Raw genomic sequence first — 23,938 nt, 5'->3', positions numbered from 1 at the left:
CAAGTTAGCCTTATCGGTATCTGCTTTTTTATTACAAGCTGAATACGGCATACGAGTTTCATGGCCGTCTCGTGGGCTCGGATATGTGTATAAGAGACAATCCTATTTGTGCAATCTGGCACTTAGCTATAAAATTAGTTTATATTCACCCTAGGATGTTCCAACCAAGAATGTAACTTCAATATCATAGTGGTAACCAATATCCACTGTTTCTAGCAATTATCTTAATTCATGGAGGATCCATATTCACTTTTGTTTATTTATTATATCATCAAATGGTTCTAGCAAATATAACTTTATTTACTCTTTAACAATTAATTTGTCATTTAACTTCACATTGATATCAATATAGTTAGACGCCTTAAATGCCACTTACTTTTCCACTTCACCTGTTATCCTTATAAGCTCTAGGTTATTCTCTGCATTGGAATTTATAAAAATGACCTTATTAAACATACCATATTGATTTTTAGTATCAATATGTACTGCCAGTTTTCTTATTTTACCAGGATTTATTGGTTCTTTCGAGTAATTGACAGACAAGCACCCACAAGACACGTCAACTTTTGATATTATTAAAGGAATTTTCCCCGTATTCCTCAACTCAAATTCAACATCTAAATATGAATGTTCTTTTTTGCTTATTTTTCCAAAATCATATTTCTTATTTACAATTTCCAAGCAAGCTTTCCTATTTTCTATAACGGATTTTTCGGTTGGCAAGTTAGCTTTTTTACCTGTTGTATCATTTATACAACTAGATAGAAAAAATAAAGATACAAAAATCAAAGCAATAGTCTTCTTCATTTTACAAATCTAATTAACTGTTATATATTAGTATTATTTCCAAATTTGAATTTGATCTACATATGTAAAAATCCGTTCTTATATTCCTCTAGAGTAATTTTTCAATAGCTACAATCGGTTCTTCTTTATCAAGCACATCCGAAGCATAGAATCAGGACAACCACACTATTTTTTTGCACAGATACACATTAAATCAACATCATTCAATAACCGCCTCTAATAATTTTATGAAATAGGCACCCGTTACCGGTCTTCCCCATGATACGCCTCTTGTTTTCTGATTCACAACATTATAAGTGTCTGCCATTGGTACACGCCATTTGTTTTCATTCATATAATTGTAAAGCGGAAGAATAAACTCACGAAACATAAGTCGGTCATTCTGCAATGCAGCTGTCCATACAGTCCAATCAGCTTTCGCATAATCAGTTTTACTATGCAACGGACAACCGTAAGTATTCGATTTAGTCCTATAAAAAGCAGTCTCCAATTCTACGACTCTATCCGGAAAAACATGAAGGTCAAGGAGTTTATCCCAAATCAAGTTATATTTTTGCCCCCAGCTATCCATCTGGTCAAAAGCCAAACGATAATGGTCCCCGTCAGAAGCCTGCTTCTCCCATTCTTCGGCCATTCTTTTTGCTGCTGCCAAATATTTTTCAGCATCTTCCTGTTTATCTAGCATTTTTGCCAGAAGAGCATACGATGCAATACCTAAAATTCCTTTGGCAGACAAATTAGCATTATGAGAATAGCGGCCGGCAAAGCTATCGGTATCAATCTGTTTACCGGTATCAACCCCGTTCTCCACCAAATACCCCGCCCATTTGGAGAGAGTCTCCCAATGAACCTTTGCGTATGATGCATCTTTTTCCGCTTTAGCCATAGCAGCCACCATAATCAGCATATTTCCGGCATGTTCAACCGGTAAATCTCCCCCTTTCGCTTGTCCGTTTACAAACGGATAACCGCCCAAATCATGAGCCGGGAAAGGCTTATTCCATTTACCACTCTCACTATAATAGAAGAAAGGATTCAACATTGCTTTCAGCAGATCGGGATTATAACAAAGAAATAGCGGTGAAGCAGCATAATAAATATCCAGTGAACCCACCAACGTAGTAAAATAGAGCAACTCATCACTCGAATCCTTAGACATCTGGAAAGACGAAACGGCCTGACGATATGCCGAAGCACATAGTTCTGCGTACTCTTTACCACCGACACGGCAAGCATTTTCCATCAATTGCCTGTCAAAAGCATAACACCTTGCCATTGTTTCTTTATATACTTTTTCCGCGTCTTCATATAATCCTTCTATCGTTTTATCTCCGTCCTTATTCCAATAAGGCCGTAGATCCTCACCGAAATAAGCCATTGTATACAATCCATCGAAAGCCGCAATCAGATGTTGGGGAAACTCACTATTCATTTCCAGCTTCTGTGCTATAGCCGCATAACGTTTTTCATTCGACCGACGCATTTCTTTCAAATCACCTTCTTTCATAAAGTGTGCCCGCATCTCTGCCGCGTCCCCTTGTGCATAAGTAGCATTCTCTTTCGCCCCTAAATAGAAATACCCCCAGGCCGGAGCATCTTTCAGCTTATCTACCCATAACTTCTGATTCTCCCGACCGGTCTTCATCATCACCCAACCGTCTTTTTCATACATTTCCGTAGACTGCCCGGCACGAAAGGCTTTATGAGGATCCATTTCAAAATAAATAGCGACATCATGTTCCTTACCGTCCAAGGCCTTAGCCTGATAAGAAATATAATTGACCGGGCGACTTAACAGTTCCAAATCATCCAATAAATAAGGAGCCGTAAACGTCAGTTTCAATTCCACATCTCCACAAGCAAAAATATAATGTGTTTGGGTAGCCTGCACATCCACTGATTTTTGCCCGGCTTCCTTTAGCTCACCATACAACCCGAAATCTGCAAAGGAAGTACCTCCCCAATTCACACAACGGGCAGCAAACAAGGCTTTTCCATCTTTCATTGTTTCCAAGATAGAATCCGGGATCTGCACTTTCACATCGTTGCGTGCCTTCGTTCCTGTACGAACAAGCTCCTTTCCATTAATAAGCAGCTGCATACCGTCATTATACGAATAACGCACAAAAAGTTGTCTGTTTTTCACTAAAGAAGGATCGAATGAGACTTCCCTCCTAATCCATAGCCTATTGGTATTCCAGGGGGTACCAACACTCGGTCCGCCTTCCGTGCCAAAAGCAGCGCTTCCTTGTGCCCATGTGCTATCATTGAAAGCAGCCATTTCCCAACCCTCTTCCGGTTGTTCCGTTGTATATTTCCCAATCCATTCCTTCTCATTAGAAACAGGAGCTATGCCTTCTACCAATATTCCCGGTTCCTCTGCAAATAAGCCGAAATCAATCAATGCACTACCTTTTTTATTCTCACAATGAGCTGCAATAAGGGCTTTCCCTTCCTTCATTGTATTCAAGATAGAATCCGGCAACTCGACTTTTAAATTTGCCGCTGCGCGGTCCGCACTCACGACTAGTTTTCCGTTAATATATAATTGAAGTATGTCATCATACGAATAACGCAAATAAATTTTCTTGTTCTCAAGCAAATATGGATCAATATCCACGATTTCCCTCCGCACCCAGATATCAGTAGAAAGCCACGGCGTTCTCGTTTCACGTCTGTCGCGTGTACCGAATGCACCTTCACTTACCTGCCAATATTGATCATTAAAATCCGGTTGCTCCCAACCTTCATCCGGTCTAAGAGAGGTGAACTTTCCTTCCCAACTTTCATAATCGTATGCCATTGTTGCAATGGCTTGCATAGGCAGATCACGACTACCCATAAAGCGATACATCGTACCGTCTACCCGCAGGAAACCGACAAAAGGAAGATTTTTCCCATTAGTAAAAATCATATTCTTCTCCGTCAGTTGATCTGTTGTCGACCATAAACGCAGATGCGGGTGGAGCATCAGTAACGGATAAGCAGGCACACGCAGATCATTTTTAATGGTTTCGTCAGAATAGGGAACACTTTTCGAACAGGCTGCCAAAAGCAATATTAGTAAAGCAATCAATAGTTTCTTCATTGTTTCATTTTTTAGTGACCAAATCATCCTTTCATTTGTAATATTTCTTTTTCCATCTCTCGTTTCATCATACGTATTGTCATGGAATTTATCTTTACCGGTTTATTTATAATCATTTCAGCCGTTTCATAGGCTCGTATGTTTTCACCAGACTGCTTATAAAGTTTAAATAGTTGATAAAGTGGAGTAAATCTCGATGGACACATCATTGATGCATTCTTGTAATATTTTTCTGCTGAAATAAAATCTTCTTGTTCCTGATAATTCTCTCCTATCATCAATTCCAAATCATAATCCGCCCAATACTTGCGGCACTCCAACGCCACCTCCAAAGCTTTCTCATATTCCTTGATTTCCGTAAGAACAGCAGCATAATTATACAGGAAATAAGGATTATCTTCGAATCGGTGTTTCAGACTCACATAGTACGGAAGCGCCTCATCATACGAATGACAAAAAGCTAACTCCGAAGCCTCCTGCCAACTGCGTTCCGACTGTGTACGTGCGCCCAGCCTAACCTGTCCCCAAAAGAAGCCCATCAACGCTGCGGAATATATTATATTCCTGCCCCATGTACCTATCTTTATCCGCTTCAAATAATCAGCAGTCAACATGAGAACGGCAAGAAATGTCACCATCCACGTAAAAGGATACGTAAACGGATAGGAAAAGAAAGAGAATATGCCTATTGATAGCAAAGCATAAAGAGCTATTTTCTTTTCCTGTGTAGGATTTTGCCTATAACAATACACAAGTGCCCCCACAATACCCAAAAGCAAAGCCAATCCGACAATACCGAAATTAATCAGAACTCCCAAATATTCATTAAAAGGCTGCTTTACATTATCCGCTAACATTGCATAGCGATTTTGCGAACCATATTCTTTGAAATAATCCGCCTGATAGTCCATATATTTAGCCTCGAAACTTCCGACGCCATGCCCCGTCCAAGGAGCATCTTTCACCATTTCCAAGCCACACCGCCAAATCAACAACCGACCATCTGCCGAATCTTTTTTCAACCAATAGGAGCCGATTATTAACAATCCTATCATAGATACCGATAATAAATATCTCCACAATCTCCCATGAACGAATCTTCCACACAAATACATGACACATACCGCAATGACACTTACCATGCCGGATCGCGAATGAGATAAAAATACTGCCAATACCATCACTCCCCCTGCCAGCCATCCAGCATATCGAATATACTTATTTCTATGTATGATCAAAAAAACGACAAAAGGCAATCCGGCACAAAGACAAGCTGCAAATCCTGCCGGATTATCAAAACTACCGGTCACACGGAAGGTTGCATGAGAAGGAAACAAACCTACGTATTGCAATATTCCATAAACAGCCTGCAACCAACAACTGGAAACAATGATACTCCCCCATATCGCCATATCCACCACTATGGATTTACGCTGCAATGCCAAAAATGCAGCACACACCAGCATCCATAACAGCACAAACAAAACGCAGCACCATTTAGGCACAATATATGCGTCTGTAAATTGGTGGGAATATACAAACATACTGCCTATAAATGCTGCGGCAAACAAAATATGAAAGAGTCTTATCATTTTTATCCTAGTATTAAATCAAGTTCTCATCCTCCAATACCTTTTTCAATCGATGATAGAGATCCAGTTTATGCTCCCATTCCTTCGGATTATCTGTGTCGTTCGATGCCGTTCGTGTCGGGCAACAATGCTTTTCCTCCCAAACAGTCGCCGAAGCCTCATCAAATTCTGCTACTTCCACTTCTATCACATCCCCGACTTCCAATAGTCCTCCGTCCCATACCAAATGCATCTCATCAGACACCCGCAAACTACCAACGCTCCAAGACGCACCACTATGCCAAGTAATATTAGCAACAAGACCAACTCCATTTTGAGGAATACCAGCCTTGCTAATTTTATCTTTGTTTTTTACTAAAAGTCCTTTCATATCAATATTCTATATAAGTCCCTTTGCCTCAAGCTCGGCTTTGAGTCGTTCGTATTTTGCCTTCAATTCTTCCCGATCATAGGTCATCTTCACAGTAGGAGATACCGCCGACACTTCAACAACCTTTATTCGGACTCTATCACCCACTTTCAGTTTTTCATCTACCCAAGCGATTCTTCTCGAAGTATCCGATCCTCCTACATAAATACTATCACCGAAAGAGCAATTGCTATGCACCATGACGAATGCCACGTCAGGTGACGTGACAACCACAGGTGACTGATCATTAATAGCTATTTCATATCCTATCATAATTTTTCCGTTGTTGATGAATACAAGAGGTTTGCTTCATTCGTTTGATTTCTCACCTCAACATATTTGCAATAGACGCAACCAGCACCATCGAAATTATAACTATGCAACCAAAATCTTTCTTTTTATTTATGAGTACATCTACAACTTCCCACAATAAAAGAAAAAACCAAGTTGAAAGATAAACGATATTCAGCGTTACATCTCCTATTGGATATTTCCTGTTTATCATTGATAACAATATATATAAGATACACAACCCTATATAAATGTTATTCTTGGTCGACAGCATCTTTTTAGTTGACGTTTTATCTTCCCGGATCATATTCTTTATTAATTCAATTTATTATTAGCAGCTCTATACACATTCTCAAACACAGCGATAGACGCATCTTTACTTAATTTCAACTTATCAATAATCCTGAATATTTTAGAACACGCTGCCGAATATTCCGCAAACTCTTTCGTTTGTTCCACATCTTCGCCCTCACGCATAGCATTCTTCTTTGTCCGATACTTTTTGTATGAATCAAGAAATACAGCATATTCATCCAATGCTACAATAGAATCAACCAATGTACGTTCTCTATCACTGACGTTAAGATAATCCCATATTCTTGGATCACTCTTCATTTCATCATGATTCTTTGCTAACTTAGTAGAAGAGCCACAACTTGACATGAATATCAATGCCAAGACTATTGCCAAATAAATTTTCTGTCTGTTCATATTATAAAAAATGATTTATCACCGTCTATTGATGAAATTAAACTTATACTTCTTATCTTCTCATATCTATATATAACTTCGTTTTATTCTTTCCTGTCATAAAATCAATATTCACGCAATAACATAAATAACGCCAAAAGAAGAAAGCGAAAAGCATCTGAACATCCCTATCCGTTTCAAAAGCATCCAAACATTGATGGTTGTTGGCTCGGAACTTTCCCAAAACGACAGTAAAAGGTAAACTACCGGTTGCTTCATACGCATTGCATATTTCTTTAAATAAAGGAGATGTAGCCTGAGAGAGTTCCTTCCGATAATAAGTTTCTCCATCAAGTTGTTTCTTGAACTTATAGCCGCAAATGATATGATAAAGATCGTACCGTTTCCAATTCTTATGAAGTGAATCTATAGAAGGCTCTTTAGTCTCTACAAAATAGCTCCCAAATAAATCCAGATAAAGTTTGCCATTAACAGCTTTCAATGCCTCCTTATCCACATCAATAATATAATGAAATTTATAATGTAGAAGAGCATCCATTATCAACTTTACTGCTTTTCCGTCAGAACTGCCGTAGTTACGTTGCAATGTAGAACGAAAAAAGTTAATCATTTCAGATTCAATAGAGACTATGTTAGTGGCTTTATTGTGAATACACGCAAAGGAGCAAAGAAACGAGTATAGAACTACTACATATTGTTTCATTATTGATACAATTAGCAAAAATACAGAGGAACAATTCAATTATCTAAATAGTAGCATCATATCTACTTTCAAGTTTATAAAAAACTCCTCTAACCTTATCCATACAATTCTTATAATTTTCAGCTGCTATTTCTTTTGCTTTTTGCAAAAATGTTTCCGCCGACATTTGACAGAGAGCTGGTATGGGCTCACTATCACATAATGCCATCATTGCATAATATGTACTATAACTCATTTCTAATTCTTTTAGCAACGCTTCATAACAACCTTCTTTAGTATTTTCCTCACGTTTTTTAAGCAACATAACAGCATGTTTGGCTGGCTTTGTATAATCATAGAATAACATATCTACTTCTTTACTATTAAGCTGGGAAAATTTTGTTGATTTGTTCAATCTTTCTCGAGCCTCAACAATTTGATTAATTTCATTCTGAACATCAGCCTTTTCCACAAGTTTTAGTACAAAATCTACATTATTCATATTATGCGAGATTTCATTTAACTCCTCTTGAGTTAAAGTTGCCCTATAATTATCCATCTTCTCGGTCAACAAATCACAGCTTATAATAAAATCCATATACACATCTGATTCTGCAATAGATTCAACCAAAGTTGTCCTACTTTGTATGCTACGCGTAGTTACCTTTAGTTCTTCTGAGTTATCTACAAAATCATAATCTTCAGAACTACAACTATAAATAATAGTTGTACAAAGTGTTAATAACAACAGTAAAACTGTTAGACTAATTTTCATTCTTAATTTCATATTCATTTTAATAAGTCTGATGTAATGTTTTAGCAAATAAAGCGACTTGTTCTTCTACTGAAAGGTTTAATGTCTTAGACATTACGATTATTTTACCCCAACAGTTATTCAGATCTTGAAGTTCATTCTCAATATCTATTTGTGCTCGCATATTTTTTAAATAAGCTTTGGTATAAATCTCATCTCGCATATTTTTTCTAAATTCTTTTATTTTTTCTTCACCGAGACTCATTGTATAAGGTTCTACTTTCTTTTTTAAACGTTTCAACGTCTCAACATATTCTTGAATTTCATTTGTTTCTATTATAGAATCAATCAATACAACTCTATCCTCTGATAATTTCGGTATAGGAGGTGCAGTTCCAACACCAGTAATTATTGCCATACAGATGTTCTCACTAGTCAACGCATTGTTGTCAGTAGTACAACTTTGAATAAAGGGCAAAATAAAAGCCATAAAGAAGACTTTTATACAAATGTTTTTTCTTACTTCTTTTTTCATTTGATATATATTTTCATTGCTGTCCCATTAAAACCTAAAATAGTTCTTTGAAATATTTGAAATTTAGTTAGTTACAGAGTTTTTTCGATTAAACGGATTTCGATTTGCACCTTTGCCTCTCTAAAAGGAGATTTGCAAATGCATAAAGATAAATACGTTTTCGCTCAACTAGTGTCATTCTTAGATAGGAATAAGTTCAACTACATTGTACGCAAGTATGATGGCGACAAATATGTGAAGCGCTTCACTTGCTGGAATCAACTACTTGCTTTGATGTTTGGTCAACTTTCTAATCGTGAAAGTCTGCGAGATTTAATAGTTGCGCTTGAAGCCCATCATTCCAAATGTTATCATTTAGGAATGGGTAAAAACGTATCAAAGTCATCGCTGGCACGAGCAAATCAAGATAGAGACTATCATATCTTTGAAGAATACGCTTACTACTTGGTTGGTGAAGCACGACAAAAGCGTGTTAATCATATTTTCAAACTTGGCGGTAACGTTTATGCCTTCGATTCGACAACTGTTGACTTGTGTCTTTCAGTCTTTTGGTGGGCTAAATTCCGCAAGAAGAAAGGTGGTATCAAAGTGCATACATTATATGATGTAGAAACGCAGATCCCTGCATTCTTTCATATCACGGAAGCATCCATACACGATTCTAAAGCGATGATTGAAGTTCCTTATGAACCAGGCTCTTATTACATCTTTGACCGCGGTTATAACAACTTCAAGATGCTGTATAAGATTCATCAGATTGAAGCCAACTTCGTTGTCAGAGCAAAAAAGAATCTCCAGTACAAATCCATCAAATGGAAACGTAGGCTGCCTAAGAATGTGTTTTCAGACGCAAGTGTACTTCTGACTGGATTCTATCCTAAACAATATTATCCGGAGCCAATTAGACTGGTTAAATATTGGGATGAAGAACAAAAAAGGGAGTTCATATTCATAACCAATGCGATGCATATATCTGCATTTCAAGTTGCCGAACTTTATAAAAATCGCTGGCAGGTAGAGCTGTTTTTCAAATGGCTCAAGCAGCATCTTAAAATTAAAAGATTTTGGGGTACTACAGAGAACGCTGTTCGAATACAGATATATGCTGCAATATGTACTTACTGTTTGGTGGCAATCATTCAACACGATATGAAACTAGATAGAAGTACATACGAAGTGCTACAAATATTGAGTATCTCATTGACTGATAAAACTCATCTGAGAGACCTCTTTGATAAAACTAAATTTCAAAATGACAAAGAACGATTCGGACCAAGTGGGCCAAATTTATTTAATTTTTAATTTGTCCCAGTTTTAATGGGACACTAGTGATATATTTTAATAAATAACATTCCAAGATTAACTTCTCATGAATATAATACCAATTCACATTTCTCCTTAGATACTATTTCCATAATAACTTTTTATTGTCACAAAAAAATATCTGTCTCTGCCTTCCTCGTGCATGATTCTACAGCAACAATATTCTTACTGTTTTTTTGAGATGTCATAATCAGGCCATTTCTTTTTTATCTTCATTTTACAAAATAATGCTAATATAGACTCTCTTCTCATAATCATTCTATAAACAAATGAACACCTACTTTATTATTGAAACTATCATAATATCCTACATCTTAATCATCCGTATTACTCAACGATTCCTCTTTCCCATCATGCTCCATAATAAGATGATTGTGATAACCACTTTTCGTTACAAATTCAATATCTGCAATGAAACCATAATGCAAAGAATCATATTGAATACTCAAGATTTCAAAATCGTAGACCACACTATCCTTCTCTATCGTACCAATACACGGAGCTAACATTTCTTTCAACCGAACAAGATCACCACCTGCAAGGTATTCTCCATTTGGTGCCTGTAGATTAAGCTTCCTTTCTTCCGCTGAGATAGTAATTTTCCCTGTTTCATCATTTGTTGCCTGACAGCCAATGAAAGATGCCATTAATACGAATACACCAATAAACCATTGAATAGAATTCTTCATATAAATCGGTTGTAATGTTTTATGTTTTACATTTCTCTTAACCAATCGTTCTCTCATAACAATGTACTTTTAAAATTAATAAATATGTAAAGTAACTTACTACTTCCACACCTGCTTTCTATCCTCATACACAAAAATCCGTTCCTGATTCCCGCGTGTATGATTCTGCAACAGCAGCAATGCTCCTTTAGGAACCCTCCTGTAAACCAACGAATCTAACATCGCCGTTTGCTGTCCTAAGGTCCTCCACCCTCTCTTTGTACAATAAGACAATTCATAGTCATCCAACGAACGAACATAATTATCCCGGTTGGCAGGCGTATAAATTATCTTATCTATCACCTTTGGCGTGCCTAGATCTAACCCTGTCCACCCACCATAGGGTTCCGTATAATCAAAAGACGTTTCAGTATTACCGTCGAACGCATTTGTATATTCGTGCGAGCCATCCTGTTGATAACAACCGGGAGTACCAATAATTCTACCGCTTAATGGCAACAGTCCGCCCGCTTCATAAAACTCTATTTCCGCCACATTACAATGCCCCTTTTCCGGTCCTATATAGCGAACATACCGACAAGGCGTCAAAGAACGGGAGTACGCCATTGTCCGCAACCGTTCGGGTTGCTTTTCTATCAGGAAAAGTACCTCTTTCTGACGAAAATCCGGATCATTGCTTCCTTCAAAAACACCTCCTATCATACGTTTCTGGTACTTCTCATCTTGCCACAAAGGATATTTAGCAAACAGCGTTACATCCTGAACAGTATCTGACGGAGTAAAAACATGAAACTCACCGGAAACAGTAATTTCAAAAGGATCAGTCCAGTAACGAAGTCTTCCCCGTTCGTAAGTTGCTATCCGCATGACGGGTTCTATCTGGACATCGCTGAAAACAAGATGTTTACCATCAAACTCCGCCCATGCCACAGGCTCCCAATCCATGCGGCTACTCCCACATAGATAAGCGATACGCGAACGGGGCTTTCCTGCATAAAGCATAGATGCAGGAATCTCCAGTTTCTTTTTGTAGGTCTTTGCGTAATCGGCTGTCACATCAACAATATGCGGATCTCGGAAGAAAGGAACAACAGCCGTATCCAAGCGTTGCATTTCTGCCTGCATAATACGATTAAGACTGAACGTATTCCGATAAACCTTTATTTTCGAGGCTTCACACATCTTATCCTTACGGACTTCTTTTATCTTATCGGGAAATTCCTGAAAATAAAGCGTACCATACTTATCTGCGAATGACACCCACTGATGCCCATCATTTCCACCTCCATGAAGAGGCATAAAATCTATGGCACAAGGAATTCCCAACGCACGACAAACATAAACGACATAATCGGAAAGTTCACGACAACTGCCCGAAACGCTTTGTGCAATCTCCGGCCCTACATGAGGAAGTCCTTGCGGAACCGTAGTTGTAAAGAAGCGGCTACGTTTACGAAGAGAATCGCACAAACAACGGGCTGCAACAAGAGGATCTTCTATATCAAGAACTGTGGAAGCACGCAACGAATCAAGCAAAGGATTATACTTTCGATAAATATCCTCACGCCAATAGCTTAATGTTTCATCACCAATACGATAAGGAAGAATATACTCGCAAAAATCAGCAAAAGACACATTCTTCCCCCAAGGCTGTTCCTGCCAAACTTTAAATGCCCAATCAATGTTATTACATAAATAAGCGGAATCGACTGTCAAAACGTCTTTGCAATATTGCAAAGAATCTAAAGAGAATGGTCCATACATCTTTCTGATAGAATCTACCATTGTTTGTGGATATATCTTTTTACTCCGCGCTTCTTGCAAGAGAGTAAAGAAGGTGAGGTATTGTTCCAGCAGCTTACCTTTATAATAGGTATAAGATGGCATATTCTCTATCAGGAAACGAGCTGCCCTATATTTCAGGCTATCCGATGGATTGGATTGATAACGATGCAATACCTTTTCTAATTCAGCACGATTTCCTCCAGCCTGTGACAGAGCTGCCTCCAATGGAAGTACAATAACAATCTCCTCTTTCTTCTCTTGTGAACAAGAATAAAAAAGAGAGCCTCCTATAATAACAGAAAGGAAAATAATAGGAATCAGCTTTGTCATTGCTTTCATAATATTATTTTTACACAAAGATACGAGCATAACAAATGCCATTCAAGGGGGCGTTACACTCCTGCCCCTGTCATATAAGCATTTATCGGACATACAGAGCCCTAAAAAATCATTTTATATCAATTGTAACATTGATATATAGGTTATCATAGTCATTGAAAATCTACATGGACACAGTATATCATTTTTTTACTTTTTCCATACACCTTTCATATTCAGTATCTGCTTGTGACTTCTCTGCTTCATAATTCAGTTTTGTTGCTACTTGACATGCATATTTATCCCTGTCTGGCAAATAATCACAAAGTAATAATCTCCGTATGAAAGCGTCATAAGCAGTATCGTATGCTTTCTTCTTAGCTTTTTCACATTCCTGTTGAGTTGCTCCTTCACCACCTCGCGTCTTTATAAACATACGCCCTCCCGCCACAAAACAGCCATCAAAAAGCTGTGATTTCTCCGACTCATTTAATCGCAAAAAAGAAGTATTATCCAATAGTCTTCTCTTTGCCAATGATATAGCTAAAACTTCTTTTTCAATATCAATACAATCTATAAACTTCAACACAAAGTCATCATTATTCGCATTACTAATTAATTCTTCTTTTTCTTTTTGACTTAGCGCAGATATGTATTCATCCATTTTATCAGAAAATAGATTACAACTTTCTACAAAATCCAAAAAATCGTTAGACGTAGCGACTGAGTCTACAAGCGTAGTTCTATAATCTAAGTTTCCAAGACTCCTTGTTGATACCAACGCCAGAGCATCATCATCAACAAAATCATATTCATTTGAGCTACAACTATAAATAACTAATGTCATACACAAAGTGAAAGACAATGAGACAAAAAATGTTTTTCTTTTTAACATCATAATTTACAAGTTTATTAATACATTATATACCAAATTCAGCACTCATCCCCAAATGAGGATAAGTATACCAATGTCAATATTTACTTAAACTTTTTGATTATTAGAGCTATTCTTTCCGCTTCTGTTAATTCCACCCCTTTAATCATTTTATCAAAATCCTTGCTTGCTTCTTCTACAGCTTTAATTTCTATTTCAATATTTATACATGAATCCATTTTTCTCATAAAATCTGATATAAAAGCAGCATCAGTCCCATTTTGTGTAAATTCTTCTATTTCTTCAGAACTCAAATTAGCAAAATAAGAACTTGTTTTTTTTATCAATTGCCGATAAGCGTTATGATAATTGATAAACACATCCAAACTAGAAATCGAATCAACCAAAGATGCCTCCTTTTCTGATAATTTTGGCATTGGCCAACTATCCGCATTCATTGCTGCCATAGTTATTAGATTAAACTTATTTGAGTCGACTTTTACGTCAGAACTACAATTACAGGCAATAATAATCACTAAAGCCATTAATACTAAAGTGATGAAATAACATTTTCTTTTTCTTATTTTCATACTATCTATAAATTAAAATTATGCATTAGTTCATAATAACATCTTTTTTAGAAAGTAGCCTTTTTTCTCTTCTCTTGTGAACAAGAATAAAAAAGAGAGCCTCCTGTAATAACAGAAAGGAAAATAACAGGAATCAGCTTTGTTATTGTTTTCATAATATTATTTTTTACAAAGATACGAGCATAACAAATACCATTCAAGGGGGCGTTACATCCCTCCCCCTGTCAGCCAGTCATTTATCGGACATTTAGAGCCCTAAAAAAGTCATTTTATATCTAAATTGTAACATTGATATATGAGTTATTATAGTCATCAAACAGCTATTTGAACAAATTATTTCATTTTTTGAACAAAACATTCCATCTAATTGCTGTAAAATCCCTTTCTTTGTTTTTCCTAAATTTAAATTATAAACAAGACATGAAAAGCGAAAACAAAAAGCAGAGTAGTATATACGTAATTGCACTGTTTGGAATATTATTGACCACATTCCTTATTTATAGTTGTAGCACTGATGAATACAACTGTACGAATGAGACAGCAACAGAAGTAAACTCAATTGCTAAAACACGCAGCTTGGTCTCTCAAACTTGGAATACAGGAAATATATTGATAGATTCCGTTGCCAATTCTGACGAGTTTTATGAATTTGAAAGATGTAGTGAACAATTAGCGGACAAGTTTGGTGCTTATACATCCAAACTAAATAATGAAGAATATGACAAACTCATGGAAAGTCTGAATGATGATGAGTATATGGAAGATTTCATCAAAAAAGCGAATCTGGAAGAAGAACTCCGACAAATGGATGAAGCTAAGAAAGGCTTGCTTGAGCATACAGTATTTTTAAGATTAAGTGAAGAGGAACGGTTGTCATTATTCAGGCAATATGCCAAAAGTCGTGGGCTAGCAAAAAGAAAGATATTAAAAACACGCAAAGAAGGAAATGGAAACAGTAAATGTGAAGAATTGAGACAAGCAGCATACGAACAAGCTGAAACAGATTATAATAATGCCATAGCCAAATGCAAAGCTGAATCTCCAACTACTTATTGTTATACACAAGCATTAGCCAACTACAGAAGAAATCAAAGAGCAGCTGATAAAGAATACGAAGAATGTATAAAAGAATAATTATATATATATTTCTATATAATGTAATGTGGATTGCCAGTATTGCAATGTGTTATTTAGATCGCTTTATTGACAACATAAACTATACATTTCAAGATTTTCTAATTATTTTCTTTGAGCTCCTTGCACGAACAACATTTGTGGCAGGAGCTATCAGCCTATTTCCACAAGAACCATATTCTAATAAACGAGTATGGTTTTACTATATGATCATGGGTGGGAGTTTGACGATTATTGACACGTTTATACGATTGGTCGGTACCCTACAAAAATTATTATTTTAATTCGTTCTGCAAAAAATTTTCCAAATCCTCCTCTCCAATCCCCAAACGCTTTCGAACACGGGACTTCATTGTACGATAAGTGCCATCACTAATGCAAAATATAGATAAAATTTCCCCTTTCGTTTTACACATTCGAATAAGCACACATAATACAATATCTCGCGGTGTGAGTTGACAACCTTGCCTTCTCAACCAAGCAAATAAATCAGGATCAATCAGATGGCACCCCTCTACTAATAAAAGATAATCTTTAACAGATAATTGAGCGATAGAGCGATTCTCAATAAGCATACGAAGAAAAGAAACGCCTTTCTGTTCTGTTGGAGGATCATCCATTAATTGTTGTATTTCTTGAGCTTGAAGAATGGTTTGTCGACGTTCGTCAGCCAATTTTTGATACAATGCGATGGAGACTTTAATCGTGCCGGCTACCATTACACCAACGACAACCAATACAGGAATAGTATATCCCGACAATACAGGCGCTATATCCAAATGAATTTCTTTCGGCATGATGATATAAATCTGATCTGCCGTAATCAAAACAAAAGCGGCTATAAACTGCCAGTCTATTACTTCAGAAATACCGATACGTTCTCCTTTTACACGGAATGTCCATAGTAATGCCCCCACAAAGAGTGTCAGCCACATCAATAGATGTATAGAAGATGAAAACGCATCAACATACATTTCAGGGAAAAACGCCTGAAATATATAAGCAGCCAACAGAATCGCGCAACAAAGCAAGCCTCCCGACAGTAATTGTTTAAAAGAATAAATAGACTGTTTCATCATTCTCTTTATCTTGTGCTCTTGAATCACAAATATAAGAAAAAAGTATATTTACATCATTAATCGACCTCTATATTTTCACTGAAAAACAAAAAAGCCCTATATTATCATACGAAATGACTACATCCTTCACCGCTTTCACCTTCTTCCTGAAACCTCTATTCTAAGCAGGAATGCGGGTGAAAGCGACCATGCAAAAGCCCTTCTATCACGCTTTCACCACTTTCACCGACACACTTCAAATCGACGCTTACTCAAATCGTTTCCATCTACCGCCGGAGCACATCCCGAGATACCCCGTAATAACCCGCTGCAGCCACATAAATCGGCTGCATACGTTTGCCGATATTTTTCAATTTACCTTCTTCCAGTAATCGCCGGAGATGACGGTTCGCCGTAGTCCGTGTCATGCAGCATACTTCCTGAAAATCATAACGAAGCATTACGTCATGATCGGCGAAATATTCCTTCAGCCGCATATCTATCTCCACTGCCGACAAGGATTCCGAATGGCGTGCATACTTGCTTCGGCTACCCTTAACACCTACCAGTTCCCCCCGCAAACGAGCATCGGGACGAAAACCAATTGTTTTCAACTCCATTTTCGACCATTTGTTCTTAGTGCTGCGAGTCACTTTTTGTGTACTCCGCAAGATTGGAACAAAATAGCCAAGTCCCTCAATATGCACCTCACGTCCCTCGCGCAGTTCTTCACCACAAATTTGGGCAAGCATCTCGAACGCATTTTTTACATCACCTACGGAAAGCGAACTGCGCCCGTGAATCATCCGGCACAGTTTATCCGTTCCCACCTTACCATTCAAAAAAATGCGGGGATGCAAACCTTTCTCTTCCGAATCGTCGGACTCACCGGGATTCTCATACCAATCGTAAAGTATAGCCATTAGTCGTCAACGTTTTGATAGTGAATATATTTCATGTAAAAACTTTAAGTTTATCATCAAACCACTACCGTGGTTCATTTAAATCACAGCTGTTATCCAATTAGATCACTTTTGTCATTTGATTGAACCACGAAAGTGAATCATCAATAACTCTTCGTCAAAGATACGATAAAAAATAGAGAAAAGGACGATAAGAAGCCGACTTCTTCAGGTATGTAGAAATTAATATTTTTTCCGGAGAAATACTTGCAAACCGGTATCATCCTATAGTACATTCGCAGTATCAGCGCTGAACAACAAACCGATTTTAATCACTTAAAAATAGAAAAAATAATGAATACAATAACATTGATATGGAGACAGGTATTGAAGGAACTAAAATTGTTTCAAATGAAGGAAAACAAAGAAGATGCAGTTGAGAAAACAGACAAAGAGCTACAGAAAACGCTAAAATGTCATGAAGATAAATATACCGTTCCCCTGCCGGACACTGCACTGCCTACTGGAAGAGAGAAGGAGACAGAACGAAAACAACCGGTCCGATTAACCCAAGAGGTACGTACATTCCTGCAAAAACAGTATGATTTTCGTTACAACCTATTGACGGAAGAAACAGAATATCGTCCTGCCAACAAGCGTGCCGTTCCTTTCGAACCTGTAGGTAAGCGGGAACTGAACACTTTCTGCATGGAAGCACACGACCAAGGTATATCCTGCTGGGATAAAGACTTGAGCCGTTACATTTATTCCACTTGTATTCCTGAATACCATCCTTTCCGGCTTTACATGGAAGAACTGCCCGGCTGGGATGGGACAGACAGACTGGAGGCTTTGGCGCAGCGTGTCTCTGACAATCAGCTCTGGATAAAAAGCTTCCATACCTGGATGCTGGGACTCACCGCTCAATGGTTAGGCATGACGGGAATACATGCCAACAGTGTAGCCCCCATACTTGTCAGCAGCGAACAGGGGCGACAAAAATCCACATTTTGCAAGGCACTAATGCCGCCAGCATTGTCACGTTATTACATGGACAACCTGAAACTGTCTGCACAAGGAAAACCGGAAAGGTTACTTGCCGAAATGGGACTTCTGAACATGGATGAATTTGACAAGTACGGAACGCAGCAAATGCCATTATTGAAGAATCTGATGCAAATGGCAAACCTGAATATCTGCAAAGCATATCAAAAGAATTTCCGCAACCTACCGCGCATTGCTTCTTTCATCGGTACAAGCAACCGCTTTGACTTACTCACCGATCCCACCGGTAGCCGGCGATTCATCTGCATTGAAGCAGAACATCTGATTGATTGCGCAGACATAAAGCACGATCAAATCTATGCCCAATTGAAAGCTGAACTGCTCTCCGGCATCCGCTATTGGTTCACAAAAGAAGAGGAACGGGAGCTGCAACGCCACAACGCTGCTTTTTATCATCCGTGTCCGGCAGAAGAAGTCTTTCATGCCTGCTTCCGGATAGCTAAAGACGATGAAGAGGGAAGCGAACGTCTCTCGGCTTCGGACATATTTAGAAGACTGAAAAAGTATAACCCCGCCGCCATGCGAGGAAGTAATCCGGCTACGTTCGCGCAAGTTTTGCTTGCGGCAGGTGTCACCCGCAAACATACCAAATATGGAAATGTGTATTTGGTGAAACCGCTGAAAGCGGCATAAAGCTCCAAACAGAGAGAGGGTTCACCCGTAAGAAGTTGGATAGTAATGGTTTATAATAGAAGTGAAAGAGATGAAAAGAGAAAGAGGGCATTAAGAGAGAAATAAGCTGTAAATAGTAAGAATCTGAATAGAAAATCAGGAAAGACATGATTATCTATTCAGATTCTTACTATTTCCGGATATTTATCCTACTATCCATTTACTGCCTGGTATAAACGAAATAATCTTTGTCGTTACAAAGCAACAGATAAATGTAACCACTGCAATACATGGGATAGCGGAAACGGTGGGTAATCCCAATGTGTCCTTGAATACAGATACCCACAGTCCGAGCCAGAATATGTGCATAAGATACATACCATAGCTAAGTTTCGAAGTTTCTGTCACCAACTTGGGAGCTTGCGGACGTTTGATACATGTAAACATGAGGAATGTGCCCGTTGTGAGAAGCACACAGTTAATAGTACAGAAAGCCCATCCTATTTCTATTACAGGGGTGGAATGGAGTTCGCCGGGTATAGCCTGAACATAGAATGAATAAATAGTCCATACAGCACCGATCACCATTAAAATAGTTCCTATAATAAAACGTTTGGAACGGTTCCATGTAAGGTGTACACGAATGTAGTGTGCCAGAACGAGATAGCCCAGATAACCGGAGAAGTACCACAACATATGGTATTCATTCCAGAAACATTGTCCCCACACTTCACCGCACCAACGATTGAGATACGGCATACACGTTGACAATACGAATAGCCCAATGAAGAAACGTTCTTCTTTTGCCGTGGCTTTACGCAGCCATGGAGATATAATAGGGATAAACAGGTAAAGACTTATCAGGGGGTACATGAACCACAAGTGTCCGGCCAGTGTCGGAAAGTTCAGCAATATTCGCGACAAGTCTTTCACGGATGTTTCTCCGTCTATCTGTCCCCACAACATTGGCAGGGTGCTGTATAATATCATGAATATGAAAAACGGTGGCAGGATGCGAAGACAGCGCTGGCGATAGAATTGCCACATCGTCTGTTCCTCTTTCATCGGTGCAAGCAGGAAGGCAGAGACTATCATGAACAGGGGTACCGCCATACGTGAAAAACCGTCGTATACTGATACCCATAGCCGGTCTGCTTCATTCGCTAGAAAAGACTGCGGTCCTGCCATATCGGTGGATCCGGGAGCACCGTAGAAATTTTCACTAGCATGAACTAGGATGACGAGAAAACATGCAAACACACGGATGTAATCTAAAAAAACTATACGTTTCATTTATTCTAAGTTTTCTAGTTATTAATTTATTCTCTTGTATTCGGGAACGCAGATATTCTCAACCGTGCCGCACCCATGGGGATCAATGTTATTTCTTCTTTATCACCTTTCACTGCATCTTCTTCCGGCAATACGCCACACAATCCGGTTTCGTCTATCTTCCATTCAGTAACCAGGCGGCCGGTAGCTTTTACCTCTAAAGGTACACTGGCTACTGTGAAAGGATAATTATCGGCAGGCCAAGATTTACGGATTACCTTAAAGTTTTTCAAAGGCTCTGTCTTGTCCAGTACCAATGAATAGTTCCAGGGACTATCCGGATAGATTTCAGTAGTAGGCCATTTCTGGGGATCAGCGCCTTTCTGCCATTTAGAATCACCGATAGCAGTCTCGCGGCTGTCTTTCTCTACATATTTCTCTGCAATCTTGAGAGACAAAGTGAGGGGACCATAATCTACGCTTACGCTATTTTTATTAACCTGCCAGGTACGCATAGACAAAGACATCGGTAACATCAGTTCCACGCGATCTCCATTCGACCATTCCCGATGGATGCAAAGGTATTTTCCCGCTACGGGAGCTACATTTACCTTCTTACCATTCACGCGCACTTCTGCTCCTTTTGTCCATGAAGGAATGCGGAGATAGAACGGAAAAGTGACCTTTTCACCGGTAGAAACAGAGAAGGCAATGCTTTCCTCAAAAGGATAATTCGTCTCTTCGTGAAGAGTGATTTCCTTTCCGTCGCCCACCTTTACAGTAGCTTTGCAAGCTGCATAAATAGCAGTTGCCACTCCGTTGTCGGGAGTTGCCAATACCAGATGTTCGGTAAAGTAAGGCCAGCCCTGTGCATGATTGTGTTGGCAACAACGGCTGCTGAAAGGATTCATCGAAAGGAATGGGCCACGATTGTCAATGCCCGGATGATGATTCTTGGAATCACTGATGGCATGGTTCGGACAGGTGATATAGCGCAATGCTTTAAAGTCCGGCATCACGGCAGCAGGATAAGAGTTGAATGCTACTTCTTCACAGTGTTCAGCCCACATAGGGTCTCCCGTCATGCAAAGCATGATTTCATCGGAGGCCATCTGTTCAACCAGTCCGCAGGTTTCCACTCCCTGACGGGGATCGATGTATCCCAAACGGGCATTCTCATCCGCACCGAACATACCACCGGGCACTTGTCCGAAAGTACGGCGAATCAGATGATGAACATTATAAGAGGCTTTCAGCATCGCTGAATCTCCGGTCTGCATATAATAAGTGGCAGGTTCACGGAAACATTGGGCGATATTGACATTGTGCCAGTTGGGTAAAGAGGTAGATTTAGTCCAGTCGGCAGTGTTGCGATGAATCTTTTCAGCCAATTCTAACAAGAAAGCATCTCCGGTATGGTTGTAAAGCCAATAGATGCTGATGATATTATCACCACCGCGGCTTTTCTCCCAGTAATCTTCCAGAAGCTGGTCATCGGGAACAGTCATCTGCCATTTAAAGTAGTTCGTCATCAGGTCAATGACACGCTGATCTTGAGAATACTCGTAATAGGATTGCAGACACCAGAGCATAATCATTTGTGCCCAAAGTTCACGTTTTCCGTTACGTTCGTTGACAGGACCGAAGTAACCATCCGGCTGGCGACTGGCAAATACGCCTTCAATCCAGTACTTGGTTTCCTCAATCATCTTCGGGTCGTTCAGGATATATGCCAGATTGCCGTAGCCTTTGAGCCAATAGGGAACTTCTTCCCAACCATGGTCACCACCGGTTGTCAACCAAGCATTATTATCTTTCTCCAGCCAGGCACTGATCTCTCCCAAGTGTCCGGTCAGACCGTCACGCTGCAATTCGAGATACTTCTTCACCCAACCTTCAGGCTGAATACTGCCTACCGGCAACTTGATAAAATTCAATGGACGAAGCGGAGCGCGATACCCTGTGTAATTGGTATTGACAGACTGCATATCCGGCCGATCCACTACGGTCACTGTGCCACTGGTGGGAGCAGGTGCGCAAGCTGTAACCGCTATCCCAAACACTATCGATGCAAAAAAAACTTTAGTCTTGATTATCTTCATATCGTCTATTCTACTGATTCCAGAAACTCCTCATCATCCAACGAACCTTAATGGGATGCCAGTACATGACATTCGAAACACAGAACGGATAATCCCTAATCAGACAATCCGTTCTTCAAAAGCAGGAGCCTGTTTTATTGCCTACTTATCTACAGAGAATTTAAAAATACATTGACTTGTATATTTCTCACCCGGACGAAGTACAGCCGACGGCCATTCGGGTTTGTTCGGTGTATCCGGATATTTCTGTGTTTCAAGACATACGGAAGCACGTTGGTTGTAAGTGATACCTTTCTTTCCTGTCAGTGAGCCATCGAGGAAGTTTCCGGCATATACCTGAATACCCGGTTCGTTGGTATAAACATCGAGTACGATACCTGTCTTCGGTGATTTCAGAGAAGCGCATTTACGAGTTACGTCACCTTTTGTATTCAATACCCAGTTGTGGTCGTAGCCGTTGCCGTTTTTCAGTTGTACGAAATCATAGTCATTGATACGCTCGCCTACCGGAGTCGGAGTACGGAAGTCCATTGGAGTACCTTCTACTGTAACAATTTCACCCGTAGTCATAAAGGTGCTGTCCACCGGAGTGTAATAATCCGCATCAACTGTCAACAGATGACCGGCGTTATTGCCTGCGTCTCCCTCCAGGTTGAAATAAGAGTGATTGGTCATATTCACAATAGTCGGCTTGTCTGTTTCTGCCTCGTATTGAATGTCGATAGCGTTATCATCTGTGAGTTTCATTACCACTTTACAAGTGATATTTCCAGGAAAACCTTCTTCACCGTCTTCTGCCAAATAGGTCAGTTGCAGTTCCTGCGGATTGGGTTGAACAGCATCAAACACACGATACTGGAAGCCTTGCGGACCACCGTGCAGGCAATGGCCATAATTGTTACGAGGAAGCTGATATTCCACACCGTCCAATGTAAATTTACCCTGATTGATACGGTTGGCATAACGTCCGATAGTTGCACCGAAATCCGACGGTTTACTGATATAATCCTGAATAGAATCGAAACCGAGCACGACATCGCGCATCTGTCCGTCTTTATCGGGGACCATCACTGAAACAATACGTCCACCAAAGTTCGTGATACAAACTTCCATGTTGTTCTTGTTGCGCAAAGTAAACAAATCGGTTTTCTTTCCATCCACTTCCGTCTGGAAATTACTCTGCAATAAACCGGAATCCGTAGTCTTTTCGGCTTTCGGCGTACAAGATGCCATTAAAAGGGCGGCAACGGCCCATACACATAAATTTTTCATGATACAACTTGTTTTTAGATATTCATTTTCAGATGCAGACGACGCGGATAACGCGTTTTTTCTCATTTTACAT

21 protein-coding genes are annotated in these 23,938 nt (G+C 39.2%); 3 read left to right on the top strand and 18 right to left on the bottom strand.

The features are described from left to right. Nucleotides 1-372: 372 nt before the first annotated feature. The 9 genes from AB3G73_RS19540 to AB3G73_RS19500 form a co-directional block, all read right to left on the bottom strand. Nucleotides 373-807, bottom strand: coding sequence for a DUF1573 domain-containing protein (locus tag AB3G73_RS19540; RefSeq protein ID WP_143256877.1), 435 nt, complete (start codon nt 805-807; stop codon nt 373-375). Nucleotides 808-1,006: 199 nt separating this feature from the next. Continuing rightward, a complete protein-coding gene (locus tag AB3G73_RS19535) occupies nt 1,007-3,895 on the bottom strand; it encodes a DUF1793 domain-containing protein (protein WP_367745406.1) in 2,889 nt (962 codons plus the stop codon). A 23-nt stretch (nt 3,896-3,918) separates the two neighbouring features. After that, nucleotides 3,919-5,487: an O-antigen ligase family protein gene (locus AB3G73_RS19530; RefSeq protein ID WP_367745405.1), complete on the bottom strand. Its 1,569-nt coding sequence runs from the start codon at nt 5,485-5,487 to the stop codon at nt 3,919-3,921. Between the two features lie 13 nt (nt 5,488-5,500). Further along, complete coding sequence (locus tag AB3G73_RS19525; protein WP_367745404.1) at nt 5,501-5,857, bottom strand: hypothetical protein; 357 nt, start codon at nt 5,855-5,857, stop codon at nt 5,501-5,503. Nucleotides 5,858-5,866: 9 nt separating this feature from the next. Then, a complete protein-coding gene (locus AB3G73_RS19520; RefSeq protein ID WP_195354066.1) occupies nt 5,867-6,169 on the bottom strand; it encodes a hypothetical protein in 303 nt (100 codons plus the stop codon). Nucleotides 6,170-6,502: 333 nt separating this feature from the next. Further along, nucleotides 6,503-6,898, bottom strand: coding sequence for a hypothetical protein (locus AB3G73_RS19515; protein WP_367745403.1), 396 nt, complete (start codon nt 6,896-6,898; stop codon nt 6,503-6,505). A 52-nt stretch (nt 6,899-6,950) separates the two neighbouring features. Continuing rightward, nucleotides 6,951-7,508 carry a hypothetical protein gene (locus AB3G73_RS19510; RefSeq protein WP_367745402.1) on the bottom strand — a complete coding sequence of 186 codons (558 nt, stop codon included), beginning with the start codon at nt 7,506-7,508 and terminating at the stop codon, nt 6,951-6,953. A 136-nt stretch (nt 7,509-7,644) separates the two neighbouring features. After that, nucleotides 7,645-8,367 (bottom strand): hypothetical protein, encoded by a 723-nt coding sequence (locus AB3G73_RS19505; protein WP_367745401.1) that lies wholly within the window; start codon nt 8,365-8,367, stop codon nt 7,645-7,647. Nucleotides 8,368-8,374: 7 nt separating this feature from the next. Next, nucleotides 8,375-8,869: a hypothetical protein gene (locus tag AB3G73_RS19500; protein WP_367745400.1), complete on the bottom strand. Its 495-nt coding sequence runs from the start codon at nt 8,867-8,869 to the stop codon at nt 8,375-8,377. Nucleotides 8,870-9,007: 138 nt separating this feature from the next. On the opposite strand from AB3G73_RS19500, the gene AB3G73_RS19495 reads away from it, so the two are divergent. After that, entirely contained in the window at nt 9,008-10,171 is a 1,164-nt protein-coding gene (locus AB3G73_RS19495; RefSeq protein ID WP_367745399.1) for an IS4 family transposase, read from the top strand. A 335-nt stretch (nt 10,172-10,506) separates the two neighbouring features. Here the strand turns inward: AB3G73_RS19495 and AB3G73_RS19490 are convergent, their stop codons facing one another. From AB3G73_RS19490 to AB3G73_RS19475, 4 genes are all read right to left on the bottom strand, one after another. Then, nucleotides 10,507-10,938, bottom strand: coding sequence for a hypothetical protein (locus AB3G73_RS19490; protein WP_367745397.1), 432 nt, complete (start codon nt 10,936-10,938; stop codon nt 10,507-10,509). Between the two features lie 42 nt (nt 10,939-10,980). Then, nucleotides 10,981-13,005, bottom strand: a complete 2,025-nt coding sequence (locus AB3G73_RS19485) for a discoidin domain-containing protein (RefSeq protein ID WP_367745396.1) — start codon at nt 13,003-13,005, stop codon at nt 10,981-10,983. A gap of 181 nt (nt 13,006-13,186) precedes the next feature. After that, nucleotides 13,187-13,882: a hypothetical protein gene (locus AB3G73_RS19480; RefSeq protein ID WP_367745395.1), complete on the bottom strand. Its 696-nt coding sequence runs from the start codon at nt 13,880-13,882 to the stop codon at nt 13,187-13,189. 80 nt (nt 13,883-13,962) lie between these two features. After that, nucleotides 13,963-14,448, bottom strand: coding sequence for a hypothetical protein (locus tag AB3G73_RS19475; protein ID WP_367745394.1), 486 nt, complete (start codon nt 14,446-14,448; stop codon nt 13,963-13,965). 420 nt (nt 14,449-14,868) lie between these two features. Between AB3G73_RS19475 and AB3G73_RS19470 the strand changes: the two genes are divergently transcribed. Continuing rightward, the gene (locus AB3G73_RS19470) at nt 14,869-15,582 is read left to right on the top strand and encodes a hypothetical protein (protein WP_367745393.1); all 714 of its coding nucleotides are present in this window, start codon (nt 14,869-14,871) and stop codon (nt 15,580-15,582) included. A 275-nt stretch (nt 15,583-15,857) separates the two neighbouring features. Here the strand turns inward: AB3G73_RS19470 and AB3G73_RS19465 are convergent, their stop codons facing one another. Both AB3G73_RS19465 and AB3G73_RS19460 read right to left on the bottom strand, forming a co-directional pair. Next, entirely contained in the window at nt 15,858-16,661 is an 804-nt protein-coding gene (locus AB3G73_RS19465; protein ID WP_367745392.1) for a hypothetical protein, read from the bottom strand. Nucleotides 16,662-16,927: 266 nt separating this feature from the next. Continuing rightward, nucleotides 16,928-17,563, bottom strand: a complete 636-nt coding sequence (locus AB3G73_RS19460; protein WP_217723718.1) for an HU family DNA-binding protein — start codon at nt 17,561-17,563, stop codon at nt 16,928-16,930. A 333-nt stretch (nt 17,564-17,896) separates the two neighbouring features. On the opposite strand from AB3G73_RS19460, the gene AB3G73_RS19455 reads away from it, so the two are divergent. Next, complete coding sequence (locus tag AB3G73_RS19455) at nt 17,897-19,240, top strand: VapE domain-containing protein (protein ID WP_259022021.1); 1,344 nt, start codon at nt 17,897-17,899, stop codon at nt 19,238-19,240. Nucleotides 19,241-19,423: 183 nt separating this feature from the next. Here the strand turns inward: AB3G73_RS19455 and AB3G73_RS19450 are convergent, their stop codons facing one another. The 3 genes from AB3G73_RS19450 to AB3G73_RS19440 all read right to left on the bottom strand — a co-directional run bounded on the left by AB3G73_RS19450 (nt 19,424) and on the right by AB3G73_RS19440 (nt 23,865). Further along, the gene (locus AB3G73_RS19450; RefSeq protein ID WP_148364100.1) at nt 19,424-20,512 is read right to left on the bottom strand and encodes an acyltransferase; all 1,089 of its coding nucleotides are present in this window, start codon (nt 20,510-20,512) and stop codon (nt 19,424-19,426) included. 26 nt (nt 20,513-20,538) lie between these two features. Next, nucleotides 20,539-22,593 carry a glycoside hydrolase family 127 protein gene (locus AB3G73_RS19445; protein ID WP_258979254.1) on the bottom strand — a complete coding sequence of 685 codons (2,055 nt, stop codon included), beginning with the start codon at nt 22,591-22,593 and terminating at the stop codon, nt 20,539-20,541. 141 nt (nt 22,594-22,734) lie between these two features. Beyond that, complete coding sequence (locus tag AB3G73_RS19440; protein WP_008998073.1) at nt 22,735-23,865, bottom strand: aldose epimerase family protein; 1,131 nt, start codon at nt 23,863-23,865, stop codon at nt 22,735-22,737. Between the last annotated feature and the right edge of the window lie 73 nt (nt 23,866-23,938).

The sequence above is a fragment of the Bacteroides sp. L008 genome, assembly GCF_040812255.1.
Classification (GTDB): domain Bacteria; phylum Bacteroidota; class Bacteroidia; order Bacteroidales; family Bacteroidaceae; genus Bacteroides; species Bacteroides vicugnae.
Note: the sequence above shows the minus strand (reverse complement) of the source record. Positions and strands in the feature narration are given on the sequence as shown.

Coding starts and splice junctions, on each gene's coding strand:
- AB3G73_RS19540 (WP_143256877.1), bottom strand. CDS start 807: ATGAAGAAGACTATTGCTTTGATTTTTGTATCTTTATTTTTTCTATCT.
- AB3G73_RS19535 (WP_367745406.1), bottom strand. CDS start 3,895: ATGAAGAAACTATTGATTGCTTTACTAATATTGCTTTTGGCAGCCTGT.
- AB3G73_RS19530 (WP_367745405.1), bottom strand. CDS start 5,487: ATGATAAGACTCTTTCATATTTTGTTTGCCGCAGCATTTATAGGCAGT.
- AB3G73_RS19525 (WP_367745404.1), bottom strand. CDS start 5,857: ATGAAAGGACTTTTAGTAAAAAACAAAGATAAAATTAGCAAGGCTGGT.
- AB3G73_RS19520 (WP_195354066.1), bottom strand. CDS start 6,169: ATGATAGGATATGAAATAGCTATTAATGATCAGTCACCTGTGGTTGTC.
- AB3G73_RS19515 (WP_367745403.1), bottom strand. CDS start 6,898: ATGAACAGACAGAAAATTTATTTGGCAATAGTCTTGGCATTGATATTC.
- AB3G73_RS19510 (WP_367745402.1), bottom strand. CDS start 7,508: ATGATTAACTTTTTTCGTTCTACATTGCAACGTAACTACGGCAGTTCT.
- AB3G73_RS19505 (WP_367745401.1), bottom strand. CDS start 8,367: ATGAAATTAAGAATGAAAATTAGTCTAACAGTTTTACTGTTGTTATTA.
- AB3G73_RS19500 (WP_367745400.1), bottom strand. CDS start 8,869: ATGAAAAAAGAAGTAAGAAAAAACATTTGTATAAAAGTCTTCTTTATG.
- AB3G73_RS19495 (WP_367745399.1), top strand. CDS start 9,008: ATGCATAAAGATAAATACGTTTTCGCTCAACTAGTGTCATTCTTAGAT.
- AB3G73_RS19490 (WP_367745397.1), bottom strand. CDS start 10,938: ATGAGAGAACGATTGGTTAAGAGAAATGTAAAACATAAAACATTACAA.
- AB3G73_RS19485 (WP_367745396.1), bottom strand. CDS start 13,005: ATGAAAGCAATGACAAAGCTGATTCCTATTATTTTCCTTTCTGTTATT.
- AB3G73_RS19480 (WP_367745395.1), bottom strand. CDS start 13,882: ATGATGTTAAAAAGAAAAACATTTTTTGTCTCATTGTCTTTCACTTTG.
- AB3G73_RS19475 (WP_367745394.1), bottom strand. CDS start 14,448: ATGAAAATAAGAAAAAGAAAATGTTATTTCATCACTTTAGTATTAATG.
- AB3G73_RS19470 (WP_367745393.1), top strand. CDS start 14,869: ATGAAAAGCGAAAACAAAAAGCAGAGTAGTATATACGTAATTGCACTG.
- AB3G73_RS19465 (WP_367745392.1), bottom strand. CDS start 16,661: ATGATGAAACAGTCTATTTATTCTTTTAAACAATTACTGTCGGGAGGC.
- AB3G73_RS19460 (WP_217723718.1), bottom strand. CDS start 17,563: ATGGCTATACTTTACGATTGGTATGAGAATCCCGGTGAGTCCGACGAT.
- AB3G73_RS19455 (WP_259022021.1), top strand. CDS start 17,897: ATGAATACAATAACATTGATATGGAGACAGGTATTGAAGGAACTAAAA.
- AB3G73_RS19450 (WP_148364100.1), bottom strand. CDS start 20,512: ATGAAACGTATAGTTTTTTTAGATTACATCCGTGTGTTTGCATGTTTT.
- AB3G73_RS19445 (WP_258979254.1), bottom strand. CDS start 22,593: ATGAAGATAATCAAGACTAAAGTTTTTTTTGCATCGATAGTGTTTGGG.
- AB3G73_RS19440 (WP_008998073.1), bottom strand. CDS start 23,865: ATGAAAAATTTATGTGTATGGGCCGTTGCCGCCCTTTTAATGGCATCT.